At 65.5% G+C, this 13026-nt stretch carries 12 protein-coding genes; 7 read left to right on the top strand and 5 right to left on the bottom strand.

The window, feature by feature from the left end:
* Positions 1–288 (bottom strand): hypothetical protein (locus tag CXY72_RS07555; RefSeq protein WP_199183985.1); only part of this gene is annotated, 288 nt, incomplete at its 3' end.
* Positions 289–470: 182 nt separating this feature from the next.
* Between CXY72_RS07555 and CXY72_RS07550 the strand changes: the two genes are divergently transcribed.
* The 7 genes from CXY72_RS07550 to CXY72_RS07520 all read left to right on the top strand — a co-directional run bounded on the left by CXY72_RS07550 (position 471) and on the right by CXY72_RS07520 (position 8433).
* Complete coding sequence (locus CXY72_RS07550) at positions 471–1910, top strand: GuaB1 family IMP dehydrogenase-related protein (protein ID WP_104127070.1); 1440 nt, start codon at positions 471–473, stop codon at positions 1908–1910.
* A gap of 164 nt (positions 1911–2074) precedes the next feature.
* Positions 2075–3412 (top strand): hemolysin family protein, encoded by a 1338-nt coding sequence (locus CXY72_RS07545; RefSeq protein ID WP_104127069.1) that lies wholly within the window; start codon positions 2075–2077, stop codon positions 3410–3412.
* The gene (locus CXY72_RS07540; RefSeq protein WP_104127068.1) at positions 3409–4485 is read left to right on the top strand and encodes a hemolysin family protein; all 1077 of its coding nucleotides are present in this window, start codon (positions 3409–3411) and stop codon (positions 4483–4485) included. Before CXY72_RS07545 ends, CXY72_RS07540 begins: the two co-directional genes overlap by 4 nt.
* Before the next feature lie 100 nt (positions 4486–4585).
* Positions 4586–5485, top strand: a complete 900-nt coding sequence (locus CXY72_RS07535; protein WP_104127067.1) for an ADP/ATP-dependent (S)-NAD(P)H-hydrate dehydratase — start codon at positions 4586–4588, stop codon at positions 5483–5485.
* Positions 5486–5523: 38 nt separating this feature from the next.
* Positions 5524–6804, top strand: a complete 1281-nt coding sequence (locus CXY72_RS07530) for a glycosyltransferase 87 family protein (protein WP_199183983.1) — start codon at positions 5524–5526, stop codon at positions 6802–6804.
* Positions 6805–6813: 9 nt separating this feature from the next.
* On the top strand, positions 6814–7116 hold the full coding sequence (locus CXY72_RS07525) for a thiamine-binding protein (RefSeq protein WP_104127066.1): 303 nt from the start codon (positions 6814–6816) through the stop codon (positions 7114–7116).
* A 69-nt stretch (positions 7117–7185) separates the two neighbouring features.
* Positions 7186–8433 (top strand): MFS transporter, encoded by a 1248-nt coding sequence (locus CXY72_RS07520; RefSeq protein ID WP_255409263.1) that lies wholly within the window; start codon positions 7186–7188, stop codon positions 8431–8433.
* A 61-nt stretch (positions 8434–8494) separates the two neighbouring features.
* Here CXY72_RS07520 and CXY72_RS07515 read toward each other — a convergent pair whose 3' ends face one another.
* From CXY72_RS07515 to CXY72_RS07500, 4 genes are all read right to left on the bottom strand, one after another.
* Entirely contained in the window at positions 8495–9151 is a 657-nt protein-coding gene (locus tag CXY72_RS07515; RefSeq protein WP_104127064.1) for a response regulator transcription factor, read from the bottom strand.
* 45 nt (positions 9152–9196) lie between these two features.
* The gene (locus CXY72_RS07510; RefSeq protein WP_104127063.1) at positions 9197–10534 is read right to left on the bottom strand and encodes a hypothetical protein; all 1338 of its coding nucleotides are present in this window, start codon (positions 10532–10534) and stop codon (positions 9197–9199) included.
* Positions 10531–11700, bottom strand: coding sequence for a sensor histidine kinase (locus CXY72_RS07505; protein ID WP_104127062.1), 1170 nt, complete (start codon positions 11698–11700; stop codon positions 10531–10533). Before CXY72_RS07505 ends, CXY72_RS07510 begins: the two co-directional genes overlap by 4 nt.
* A gap of 71 nt (positions 11701–11771) precedes the next feature.
* Positions 11772–12974 carry a homoserine O-acetyltransferase gene (locus CXY72_RS07500; RefSeq protein WP_104127061.1) on the bottom strand — a complete coding sequence of 401 codons (1203 nt, stop codon included), beginning with the start codon at positions 12972–12974 and terminating at the stop codon, positions 11772–11774.
* Positions 12975–13026: the final 52 nt, after the last annotated feature.

Here is a 13026-nt window from a genome sequence, read left to right as displayed (position 1 = left end):
TGCTGCTGGCGCCGGTGCTGCTGGCGCCGGTGCTGCTGGCGCCGGTGCTGCTGGCGCCGGTGCTGCTGGCGCCGGTGCTGCCGGCGCGGCGGCCTGCGGTGCCGCATTGGCGGTTGTCGGGGTGTTCGCCGTCTGGTGGTAGCTCTCGAGCACCGGCCACCACGATTCATCCACTGACTTCTTGTCGATCAAGTAGCGTTCGTACAATTCGTCAACGAGCCACTCATTTGCTCCGAATTCGCCCGACGTTGTCTCGTCGGAAGCTCCACCGGTTACCTGGCCTGACACCGTGGGATCGCCCACTCTCTGCTTTGAATTTGGATGCCCTCGGCGGGTTCAATCGCCGGGTCAATCTGCGCTTTCATCGAGCCTGTCGCTGACGATCTTGACCGCCAGGTCAGTCTGCCCGTCTAGCCTAATCCCATCCCGCGCCGCCATGAACACCGCTCTGAACGGCTAGCGTTCTTGGTATGCAGTTCTATGGAACGACACCCAGTCACGATTTGACCTACTCCGACGTGTTCTTGGTGCCCGGCCAATCGACCGTCACCAGCCGTTTAGATGTCTCGCTGGCCCCGAGTGACGGCACCGGCGCCACGATACCCATCGTGTCCGCGAATATGAACTCGGTCACCGGGCCACGTCTGGCGGCCTCGCTCGCCCGACGTGGCGGGCTCGGGGTGCTGCCGCAGGACATGCACCTGCAAGACCTGGATGCGGCCATCCGTTGGGTGAAAGACCAGTCGGTTCGTTTCGACACACCATTCGTGTTCGCCCCCGACGACACCGTCGAGCTCGCCCGTCGGCAGGTTCCGGCCGTTCCCGGACAGGGAATAGTGATCCACTCCGCTGATGGTGACTACCTCGGCTGCATCGTCGCCAGTCGGCTGGCGACAGCCCTGCCTGACGCTCGCCTGGGTGACCTGCTGCACGGTGAACTGACCGCGATCGACGCCGATGACGTCGACGGGCCGCGCCACGCTTTCGACCTGATGACCGCGGCCGACATCGACTTTGCTCCGGTACTGCACCACGGCGTCGTGATCGGAACCCTCAGTCGCAAGAGCGCCCTGCGCTCCACGCTCTACCAGCCTGCGCTCGACGCACACGGACGGCTCAAGGTCGCAGCGGCGATCGGCATCAACGGTGACGTCGCGGCGAAGGCTCGTGCGCTCGCCGCCGCCGGCGTAGACATTCTGGTGATCGACACCGCGCACGGCCACCAGGAAGGCATGCTGAGGGCGATTGGCATCGTCGCCGATCTGAACCTCGGGCTGCCCATCGTGGCCGGCAACGTTGTGACCAAGGACGCCGTGCGCGATCTGGTCGGCGCTGGCGCGACCATCGTCAAGGTCGGAGTGGGTCCCGGGGCAATGTGCACCACCCGCATGATGACCGCCGTCGGCCGGCCCCAGTTCTCGGCCGTGCTCGAAACGGCTACCGCCGCGCATGAGCTTGGAGCTCACGTCTGGGCAGACGGCGGGGTGCGCTACCCGCGCGACGTGGCCCTGGCACTGGCGGCTGGCGCAGCATCCGTCATGATCGGTTCCTGGTTCGCTGGAACCACCGAAGCGCCCGGCACGCTGAACATGGATGCCAGCGGCGCGGTGTACAAGGAAAGCTGGGGCATGGCGTCGACCAAGGCCGTTCAGGCGCGGTTCGAGCGCCTCGACGCCTACGACCTCGCCCGCAAGACCCTGTTCGCCGAGGGAATCTCGAGCTCGAAAATCTACCTCGATCCGCTGCGCCCGTCGATCGAAGATCTGCTCGACATGATCACCTCGGGGGTGCGCTCGTCATTCACCTACGCCGGAGCCACCACTGTCGCCGACTTTCACGAGAAAGCACTCGTGGGTATTCAATCGGCCGCCGGCTACGAGGAGGGTAAGGCGCTGCCGGTGTCCTGGTAGTGCTGGCGGTATTTTTCGGGCGCAGTATCCGCTGGCCACCGGGCGCGCGGGCAGGTGCTCCGGTATACTCGACTGAATAATGGATGACCCTCCCACTGCTGAACCCTCGTCCCATAAACCTTCGCCCATAGTCGCTGGCGGTGAACTCCTTGTCTGAGCTGGTTATGCTCGGGGTCGGCCTCATCCTCACCGTCGGAACGGGCCTATTCGTTGCCAGTGAATTCGCCCTGGTGAATCTCGACCGCGCCGACCTCGAAGCGCGCCGCGATCGCGGGGATACCCGCCTCGCCCTGACCATCTCCGCGCTGAAAATCACCTCGACGCACCTGTCGAGCGCACAGCTGGGTATCACCTTGACCACCCTGCTCACCGGCTACACGATCGAACCGGCCCTGTCGTCGCTGCTGCGCGGCCCGCTCACCTCGATCGGCCTGCCCGTCGATCTGGTGCCGGTGTTCGGTGCCACGATCGCCATCTTGACGGCGACCCTCGTGTCGATGGTCATCGGTGAGCTGGTTCCGAAGAACTTCGCGCTGGCCCTGCCCATTCAGACTGCACGCCTGGTGATTCCGTTCCAGACCGTGTTCACGACCGTTTTCAAACCGGCAGTGCTGGTGCTCAATAACAGCGCCAACGGTCTGTTGCGCTCTGTCGGTATCGAACCGAAAGAAGAGCTTTCCGGTGCCCGCACAGCCGAGGAACTCTCCTCACTCGTGCGCCGTTCGGCCAGCGCTGGACTGCTGGAAAAAGATACCGCCACGTTGCTGCACCGCACCCTGCTGTTCTCCGGGCATACGGCATCCGACGTTATGACACCGCGTCCGCGGGTGGCGAGCATTCACCGCACCGATTCGGCGCAGGCGGTCATCGACCTCACCCGTTCTACCGGTTATTCGCGCTTTCCCGTCGTCGACGAGAGCGTCGACGACGTTGTTGGCATCGTGCACGTCAAGCAGGCAGTGGCTGTACCGCGCACGCGCCGAGCGGATGTTCCGGTGTCGGCCCTGCAGACCGACCCGGTGCGAGTACCCGAAACCATGAAGCTCGACGACCTGCTCGGCGAGTTGCGCGCCCGCGGCTACCAGATGGCCATTGTCGTCGACGAATACGGCGGAACCGCCGGCGTCGTGACCCTCGAAGACCTGGTCGAGGAATTGGTCGGCGAGGTGGCCGACGAGCACGACCGGGCCCGAGCGGGCGTCGTGCGCTCGCCCGACTCACTGACCTTTCCCGGCATGCTCCGACCCGATGAACTGCTGGAACGCACGAGCGTCGTCGTGCCGGAGCACGGCCCCTATGAGACCGTGGCCGGTTTTGTCATGAGTGAGCTGGGCCGCCTGCCAGTGATCGGTGATCGGGTACCATTGCGCGGCGGCTTCCTCACCGTTGAGCGGCTGGAGGGGCGCCGGATCGACCGGCTGCGCTTCACTCCAGAGGCCGTGCCCGAACCCGTATCGGCTGTTGAAACCAAGCCCGAGCGAAAGAACATGGGCGACAAATGAGCGACTGGGCCGGACTTGCCTGGTTGGTCGTGCTGCTTGCCGCCAACGCGTTCTTCGTCGGAGCGGAATTCGCTGTGATCTCGGCCCGTCGTTCGCAGATCGAACCGCTCGCCGAGGCCGGAAAGCGCAGCGCCAAAACTGCGCTATGGGCGATGGAACACGCGACGCTCATGCTCGCGACGTCTCAGCTGGGGATCACAGTGTGCTCGCTGCTCATTCTGAACGTCTCAGAGCCGGCGATCCACCATCTGCTCGAGGTGCCGCTGGGTCTGACCGGCTTGCCGGACGCCTACATCGGCACGATCGCATTCATTGTGGCACTGCTCGTGGTCTCCTACCTGCACGTCGTATTCGGTGAGATGGTTCCCAAGAACCTGTCATTTTCGGTGCCGGACCGTGCTGTGCTGCTGCTCGCGCCGCCGCTGGTGTTTGTCGCCCGCGTTTTCAAGCCGCTGATCGTCACCCTCAACGCCTGCGCCAACGGAGTATTGCGCCTGTTCGGGGTACAACCCAAGAACGAGGCGACGAGCGCGTACACCCTGGACGAAGTGGCGACGATCGTGACCCAGTCCACCCGCGAGGGTGTGCTGAGCGACGGAACCGGTGCGCTCAGCGCGGCGTTCGAGTTCACCAACCTCAAAGTGCGCGACGTGGCCGTCGGCCTCGGCAAGCTGGTCAGCCTGCCGGAGTCGGCCACGCCGGCCGACGTGGAGAAAGCCGTGACCCGCCACGGCTTCTCCCGCTACGTGCTCGTCGATGCGGAAGACTACCTCACCGGCTACGTGCACCTGAAAGACGTGCTCGACCTCGATGTGCCGTCGGCCTCGGCCGGTGCCGCAACGCTGGCTGTGCCCGACAACTACGCGGGAGCGATCCCCGCCAAGCGCATCCGTACCTTGATTTCGATCTTCGAAGACACCGACCTCGAAGATGCCCTCGCGATCATGCGTCGTTCGGGCGCGCACCTTGCGCGGTCGTTCACCGCCGAGGGCGAGACCACCGGGGTGCTTTTTCTGGAGGACATCATCGAGGAGCTCGTCGGCGAAGTGCAAGACGCCACCCGCCGCGACTAAACCACCATCACGGCCTGCGCCTGCGCCTGCGCCTGCGGGCGCACGTGCACAAGCCGGAAGCGGATCCGCGCGCGGATCGAAAACGACCTATCGTGGAAGCATGGTGAAACGGCGCGGCTGGCTCGAATGGGAGGCCGAACAGGCCCGCGACTGGATCTCGCGGCCCCGGGCCGGTGACGACAAATACTCGCGCGGCGTGCTGGGCGTGCGCACCGGCTCCAAGGAGTACCCGGGGGCAGCGGTGCTCGGCGTCGACGCGGCCGTGCGCACCGGTCTCGGTATGGTGCGCTACGTCGGTCCGCGCCGCGCCGCAGACCTCGTACTCCAACGCCGGCCCGAAATAGTCACGGTGTCCGGTCGGGTGCAAGCCTGGTTGCTCGGCTCCGGCATGAATGCGTCCACACGAACGGATACCGTCACGGCCGCCCTGGCGGCAGCCTTCGCCGAGGGCCTGCCCACCGTCGTCGACGCTGGCGCTCTGGACCTGGTCTCGCGGGCGATCGGACCGACGGTGATCACCCCGCACGCGGGCGAACTGGCCACGATGCTCGCGAATGAGACCAAGCCTGGCTCGGCCTCGCAGATTGCCGAGAACCCGGGGGAATGGGCAATTCGGGCCGCCCACCTGTTCGACGTGACGGTGCTGCTCAAGGGCGCCGTCACCCACATCGCCTCACCGTCCGGTGCCCGCCTGACCGTGTCGATCGGGCCGGCCTGGCTGGCGACGGCCGGGTCCGGCGACGTGCTCGGCGGCATCCTAGGCGCGCTCCTGGCGACCCATTCCGACCAGCTCGAAACGGATTCCGCCTCCCTCGCCCCGCTTGCCGCCACCGCAGCCCTGCTGCACGCCGAGGCTGCGATCCTCGCCTCAGCCGGTGGCCCGATCGCGGCCCTCGACATAGCGGATGCCATACCGCGGGCTGTCGCCGCTCTACTCGACCCCGCAATCGACCCCGCAATCGACCCCGGAATCGACCCCGGTCAGCGCGTGGCCCGGTAGAACAGCACACGACGCGGTCGGTTGTGCGAAAGTAAAGCGTGCGAATTCACGACGAGAACCGCAGCGCCGCCCCAACGCGGACGGTGCTGCCACATCCGCTCGCCGTGCTGTGGGCAGCCTTCGTGAGCGTGCACGTACTGTTGATCGTCCTGGCCATGTTCGGGCCGGGGTATTCGCTCGGCGACGTCGAGGTGGTTTACCGCGGCTGGGCCGAGAATGCGTTTGCTGGGCGCATCGTCGGGATCACGGAGAATTTCGTCTATCCGGTGCTCGCCCTCGTACCGATTGTCAGTGCGTTCGCCTTCGGTGGCACGGCCTACCATGCCACCTGGTTCGCGGTCGTGACCGCATTGAACGCGGGGGCCTTTGTCGTACTCGTTCGCTCGCACCGAGCGGTGGCCTGGTGGTGGCTGGCCTTTCTGGCGCTGCTCGGCCCCATCGCGCTCGCCCGAATTGACGCGATCACGGTACCGCTGTGCATCGTCGCCCTGCTGTGGCTGCGCCGCCGCCCGTTCTGGGGCACGGCATTGCTGACGATCGCGACCTGGATCAAGATCTGGCCGGTCGCCGCGCTCGCCGCCCTGTTCGTGGCGTCGAAACGACGGTGGCGCATGGTCGGCGTTGCCGCCGTCGTCACTGCCGCGGTCATCGCCGTGGCTGGGGCGCTCAGCCTGAGCCGCGGTAGCGGCATTCACGTGCTGAGTTTCGTGGCCGAACAGGCGGGCCGGGGGATCCAGATTGAATCGCCCGTCGCAGTGCCCTGGCTCTGGCAGACCGCACTGGGCGTGCCGGGTAGTTTCATCTATTACGACCACGAGATTCTCACGTTTCAGGTCGCCGGCGCTGGCACCACCGCAGTGAGCGCTCTGATGACCCCGCTGTTGGCCCTAGCCGCCGTCGCAGTGTTGCTGCTCGGCATACGTGCCCAGCGCCGGGGAGCTGGCACTTTCGCGGTACTACCGCCGCTGACGCTCGCGTTGACGGCGACCCTGATCGCGGTCAACAAGGTCGGTTCGCCGCAGTTCATCAGTTGGCTGGCCGCGCCGATCATTCTGGGACTCGCGGTGAACGGGCGAACTTGGCGAACCCCGGCGCTGCTCGGTCTGACGCTCGCCGCGCTCACCCAGCTCATCTACCCCTATCTGTATGACGGGGTACTCAGGGCCGATCCGGTCATGATGCTTGTGCTGACCGCGCGCAACCTGCTCGAGTTCGTGCTGCTCGGCTGGGCCCTGTGGGCGCTGTATCGACTCACACCAGCGCGGGGTGAACCCGTATCCGCTGATCAAAACCAACATTTCACCAACCACCACCTTTAGGGAGCCACTATGCTCGTCGCATTTTCCGTTGCACCGTCCGTCGCCGCCGACTCGCAGGGATCGGTGCACGACGCGGTCGCCGCTGCCGTGCGTATTGTGCGAGATTCCGGCCTGCCCAATCACACCGATTCGATGTTCACCACGATCGAGGGCGACTGGGACGAGGTCTTTGCCGTCATCAAGGCCGCGACCGAGGCGGTGGGTGCGTTCGGGCCGCGCGTATCCCTGGTACTGAAGGCCGATATTCGCCCAGGGCACACCGGTGAGCTCACCGGCAAGCTCGAGCGCCTCGAGACCGCCCTGGTCGCCTGAATCCGGCGTGCGGGCGAGCCGGGGCTTAGGCTTGTTGCATGCCCCCCCACTCCTGACGGGTCGACGCAGCTGTCGTCGACCCGAGTCCGTCTTGCCCTGTTAGCGCTCGCTCTGGGTGGATTCGGTATCGGTGCGACCGAATTCGTGGCCATGGGTCTGCTGCCAAACCTCGCCTCCGACCTGCTGCCGGAACTCTATGCCAGCGCACCGGATGCCGCCAACGCGCAGGCGGGTTGGCTCATCTCGGCCTACGCCCTCGGTGTCGTCGTCGGCGCGCCGACGATCGCCGCGGCTGCAGCCCGCTGGCCGCGCAAACAATTGTTGCTCGGCCTGCTGACCGCGTTCACCCTCGGTACCATCGCGTCGGCCCTGCTACCCACCTTCGAGACCGTGCTCGCCGCCCGGTTCGTCGCCGGGCTGCCGCACGGCGCGTACTTCGGCATCGCCTCGCTCGTCGCCGCCCACCTGATGGGCCCGGGTAAGCGGGCTCGTGGCATCGCGATCGTGCTCGGCGGCCTGACCATCTCCAACGTCATCGGGGTGCCCACGATCACCTGGATCGGTCAGATGAGCGGATGGCGCGTCGCCTACCTCGTCGTCGCCGCTATTTTCGCGCTGACCTTCGTGGCCGTCGCCGTTTTCGTGCCGTTCCAGGCCGGTAACCCGAAAGCCACCATGCGTGCCGAGCTGCGGGCGTTTGGCGAATTGCAGGTCTGGATCACCCTGTCAATCGGCGCGATCGGCTTCGGCGGCCTGTTCGCCGTGTACACCTATGTGGCCCCCCTCGTGATCGAGATCACCGGGCTGACCGCCGCAGCAGTGCCACTCATCCTGGTGGTCGTCGGCCTCGGCATGACAGCGGGCAACTTCGCCGGGGGAGCCCTGGCCGACTGGAGCGTGCGCCGCACAATGTACATCGCGTTCGGCGTGCTCATCCTCGCGCTCGTCACCCTGGGCCTGTCGGCACAGTTCCTGGCCGGGTTGCTGGTGGGGATGTTCCTGGTCGGAGCTGCGGCATCCGCTTTGTCGCCGACCATTCAGGCCCGGCTGATGGATGTGGCGCACGAAAGCCAGTCGCTCGCCGCGGCGCTCAATCATTCCTCGCTCAACGTCGGCAACGCCCTCGGCGCGGCCCTCGGTGGTGTGGCCATCGCTGCGGGGCTCGGTTATCTCGCCCCGGTATGGATCGGTGTTGGGCTCAGCGCGCTCGGCGTGCTGCTGACCGTGGTCACTTTCAGCATCGACCGCAGCCGTCGTCACCGTGGCCACCACGTGCCGTACGGAACCCAGCTGATCGCCGTCGTGCGGCAGCGTTAACGCATTTGATCGGCCAGCATCGAAATGTTGGCCGGTCAATGGAGAAGCGGATGCTGCGCGTTTAGTCTGTCTGCAGCAGGATGCCGTCGTGGATGGCGCGCTTGCGCAGCGCGACCTTTGTGCCCACGTCGTAACCGGCCAGGCGATACTTCTCGCGAATGCGCTTGAGGTAGCTCTTGGCGGTCTCCTCGGAAATGCCGAGTTGGTAGGCGACGGCCTTCACCGGCTCGCCGGCCCCGTAGAGCGCCATGACGCGGCGTTCCTGCGCGCTGAGGCGGGGCCCTTCGACGTTGTCGGTCGAGTTGAGCGCGTAGTCGAGCTCGGCCGAGATGTACGACTTGCCGTTGTAGGCCGCGCGAATGGCGTCGACAATCATGCTCGCTTCCTCGCTCTTGACGAGGTAGCCGAGAGCGCCAGCGGCGAGGGCTTCGCGCACGAGGGCTGGCTCGGAATAGGTGCTCATGAGCACCGTTTTCACCCCGGTCGTCCTGAGCGTGGAAATCTTCAGGGAAACCGGAATGTTGTCCTTGAGGTCGAGGTCGAGCAGAACGACATCCACCGGAAATTCGGGGTGAGTCAGCAGTTCGGGCCAGGTGGTCACCGCCGCCACCATCTCGATGTCATCAGCTGCGCTTCGGATCCACTCGGTGAGTGCGCCGAGCAGCATCCTGTGGTCATCCACTAGGGCCAATCGGATGGGACGGTCTGTCGTCGTCATTTTTTGCCTCCTACTTCCTGCACACTATCGTCAAAATACCCAACATTAGGCATCCGCGGGATTGTCTACGCTGCACTCGATGTCTACCCACAGACTTCCGGCCCGATTCGAGTCCACATGCGGGCCAACGGCACGAATTGCCTGCCAAGTTTCGGGATCGACACGCCGCCGGGACACCCCCGTTGTGGTCAATTCGATCGGAAAACGCACCTTTCGGTGCACGAGCGCCCCATGTGTGGGGGCGATTGGTCCAAAGCGAAGCGAAATGGACGCCCCGGACCGCGCCGTGTCCCCCATAAGGAGCCAAATAGTCAACAGCAGCCCATCGCGTTGTGGCGGGGAAAGCAGCCCGGCCAGGCCGGCCGGATCGCTGAGGGCGACAACGGGGCCGAGAAATTCACTCTCGGTGATGGCATGGTGCAGCCACGTTTCGGTGCGTCCCTCGATCAGGTGCAATCGAAGCTGGGTGGCCAGAGAAGCGGCCGTTGCCGCCGCCGACGGCGCGAGTGGCAGTGCGGTGCGGCCCTGGGCTACATCATCGAGCAGGGTCTCGGCATCGAGATCGAGTCGCGCCAACTGTTCGGAGGCGAGCATCCCGACCGCGAATCGCGGCTGGGAGACCGTGCTCTGCACCAGCACGAGATCGAGTTCGCGCTGCACCATGCGCCGAAAGGCCTGCACGATGCTTGCACCGACCAACGGGGGCGCGACGGCGAGGGCGATGGAGAGAATGTCGGGGCCGAGGGTGAGCAGGTCCGTGCGCGTTTTGAACAGCGTCGCGGCGCTTATGACCAGACCGAGGGCCACCGCGACCATGGTGATATCGCCGGTTTCTCGCAGCGTCACGATCGACAGGAGGAAAGCACCGACGGCGGGCGCCGCTGTGGGAAAGTCTCCCGCGCCGTTCACTCCCCAGGATCCGGCCAGATCGAGCGTCACGACGATCACACAGGCTCCCAGGGCTACCAGGAACAGCCAGAGCGGCAGCCGGCAGCCCATTTTGCAGGCCGCGATATTCACGGCCACCGCCGTGGCCAGCAGAATGATCCAGGCCAGAATACTCAGCACGGGGACCCGCGCTGGGTCCCACTCGATGATCAACCGCGCAAGCAGGAACACAGCGATGAACGCTCCGCTGACGCTCATGCCGATACCCAGATGACGGGCGCCTAAACCGTTTCGGTCCGACCGAAAGACGGTGACGTGACCGTCACGGCGCAGAATCGTGCGTGGAAAACGCAAGGGCAACAGGTCAGCTCGAGTGCGCCGGCCCGCGGATGCCGGTGGCCAGCTGCGTTCAGAGGACCCGCCGAGCAGACGCAAACCGACACCACGTGCTCGCGGGTGGGTCGCAATGGGTGCGGTGTCGTTGAAGTGGTTCACTTCGGAACCTCCAGCACAACCGTCGTTCCGGCCCCGGGTGACGAGAACAGGCGGGCATTGCCTCCGATGTCGCGCAGCCGGGCGATGACCGATTCGGCGACGCCGAGCCGCTCAGAACCCACCCGGCCGAGGTCGAAACCGACCCCGGTATCGGTGACCATCACGCGAACGGTGCTGTCGTCATCCGTTATCGTCACGTCTGCCTGGTCGACACCGGAGTGACGACGCACGTTTTCGAGGCATTCCGAGAGAGCCAGGAGAAAGGAATCCAGAACGTTACTGTGCAGCTGTACCTGGCCGCTGCCATGCCAGTTGACGGTGAGGCCGAGGCGTTCAAAGCGTTGGCGCACGGCGTCCAGGGTGTCGCCGAGAGTGAGCACCGACGCCGATTCCAGGCTGTAGACCCCGGAACGACGCGGCGTCGGCAGCCCGCCGAGGCGTAGCTGGCGCAGCAGCCGCGCGTCATCACCGGCTTGTTTTTGCAGTGCGTTCGGGCTCACCCCGACACCGGAGTGGGCGAGTAGGGTCAGCGTGGCCAGCACCGTGTCGTGCAACAGGCGGGCATCCTGGCGGCGCTGCGCCTCCAGCTCGCTCGCATGCCGCTCGGCCCGGTGGGCGCGGCCGATGGCGGCGATGCGATGCATCACCCGGGGCACGCTCTGCGCGATCCACCAGGAGGCGAGGGTGAACGACAGCCACATGGCCACGGTCAGGGCCAATAACACCGTTCGGTCGGGAGCATCGACCGTCACAACAGCAACACTGGTGACCGTGAGCGCGAAAAATGCCGCGAGTAGCATCAGGCGGCGGGGGGTCGTCAGGAGCACTGCGGCGACCGCGCACATCGGCGCGGTGGAGACTATGCCGATGACACTCTCCTCGATCAAGTTCAGGGGAACGCCGGGATGACTGGTGAAACCCACGATGAGAATGATCGCTTCCCCGCTGAGCAGGGTCAGAACGGCCCAGCGGAGCGCTCCGGTGCTTCCGAGCAGGTACTGGCCAGCGGCCATAAGCAACACCAGCACGGCAGACCCGAGGCGCGCGTCAGGCTCCAGACCGCCCGGTACCAGCACGCACGCCAGCGTTGTTGCCGAACCAACGAGCCCGCCTGCCTGCACCCCTCTTCGCAGGAGACGGTCGCGCTCCTTGATGATGCGTTGCATAGGTGCCTGTCCGGTTGCAGATGAAGGTGCTCTATCAGCACCATACCGGGCGACGCACAGGTGGGTACGACTTAGGGCAACACCCGCTTGATCTGGGCTCCGATTGCCTCGTTCTCAATGAGAAAGCCATCGTGGCCGTAGCTGGATTTCAGGACCACCGCGGTGGGTCCATCGATATTGTTGGTCAGATGCGCGGCGATCGTGCGCTGGCCATCGACGGGAAAGAGACGGTCGCTATCGATTCCGACGACGACCGAGTGGGCGCTGATTCGACCGAGGGCAGCGGCGACGCCGCCGCGTCCGCGACCGACATCGTGGGAGTTCATGGCTTCAACCAACACTATGTAGCTGTTGGCGTCGAAACGTCGAGTGAATTTGTTGCCATGAAAGTCGAGGTACGATTCCACGGCGAAACGGCCGTTGGCGCCAAGCGGACTGATGCCGCTCTGCCAGCCACGGTCGAAACGGGCGTTCAGCTCGGCCGGGCTTCGGTAGTTGAGCAGGGCCATTCTGCGAGCCAGGGCCAAACCGCGCGTCGGCCCGTCGCCGTCTGCTTCGTCGTAATAGTCGCCGGCACGAAACGCCGGGTCGGTGCGAATGGCCTCGATCTGCACCGAATTGAGCGCGATCTGATCAGCGGTCGTGATCGGTGGCGCAGCCAAAATGATCAGGCGTTCAACCCGGTCGGGGGTCTCGATTGCCCATTCGAGGGCGTGCATGCCGCCCATTGAACCGCCGATGACGGCCGCCCAGCGGTCGATGCCGAGCAGGTCACTGAACACTCGCTGCGCACTGACCTGGTCGCGAATGGTCAGATAGGGAAAACGGATGCCCCACTCCAGACCGTCGGGCGCAAGCGAGGCCGGTCCGGTGCTGCCCTGGCAGCCGCCGAGCATATTCGGCGCCACGACGAACCATGAATCGGTGTCGATGGCGAGGCCGGGGCCGACAATGCCGTCCCACCATCCGCCGGTCTCCTGCCCGGGGCCGGGGGCGCCCGCTACGTGGCTATCACCGGTGAGGGCATGGAGCACGAGCACAGCGTTGTCGCCGGTCGGGCTCAACGTACCCCAGGTTTCATAGGCGAGGCGGGCCATCGGCAGGCTGCCGCCGGCCTCGAAGGTGAGTGGCCCGAGGTTGAGGAACTGTCGGTGGCCGACCGGGTCGCCGTCGCGCCAGGCTCCGGTCGCCGGAGGCTTGCCAAGTACCGAGCACGCCTGGGCTTCGGTGATGAAGCTCGACGGGACCGTGTCTGCTGACGATTGCCATTCCATACACGTCTATTCTGGCGGTCGGATGAACAGCCCGGGCGCATGTTACGTCGTA

Origin of the sequence: Cryobacterium sp. Y57, assembly GCF_002929505.1 — a bacterium.
Classification (GTDB): Bacteria; Actinomycetota; Actinomycetes; order Actinomycetales; family Microbacteriaceae; genus Cryobacterium.
Note: the sequence above shows the minus strand (reverse complement) of the source record. Positions and strands in the feature narration are given on the sequence as shown.

What these genes read in the sequence shown, in the direction of transcription:
- CXY72_RS07550 (WP_104127070.1), top strand. Translation starts at nt 471, where the DNA reads ATGCAGTTCTATGGAACGACACCCAGTCACGATTTGACCTACTCCGAC.
- CXY72_RS07545 (WP_104127069.1), top strand. Translation starts at nt 2,075, where the DNA reads ATGCTCGGGGTCGGCCTCATCCTCACCGTCGGAACGGGCCTATTCGTT.
- CXY72_RS07540 (WP_104127068.1), top strand. Translation starts at nt 3,409, where the DNA reads ATGAGCGACTGGGCCGGACTTGCCTGGTTGGTCGTGCTGCTTGCCGCC.
- CXY72_RS07535 (WP_104127067.1), top strand. Translation starts at nt 4,586, where the DNA reads ATGGTGAAACGGCGCGGCTGGCTCGAATGGGAGGCCGAACAGGCCCGC.
- CXY72_RS07525 (WP_104127066.1), top strand. Translation starts at nt 6,814, where the DNA reads ATGCTCGTCGCATTTTCCGTTGCACCGTCCGTCGCCGCCGACTCGCAG.
- CXY72_RS07515 (WP_104127064.1), bottom strand. Translation starts at nt 9,151, where the DNA reads ATGACGACGACAGACCGTCCCATCCGATTGGCCCTAGTGGATGACCAC.
- CXY72_RS07505 (WP_104127062.1), bottom strand. Translation starts at nt 11,700, where the DNA reads ATGCAACGCATCATCAAGGAGCGCGACCGTCTCCTGCGAAGAGGGGTG.
- CXY72_RS07500 (WP_104127061.1), bottom strand. Translation starts at nt 12,974, where the DNA reads ATGGAATGGCAATCGTCAGCAGACACGGTCCCGTCGAGCTTCATCACC.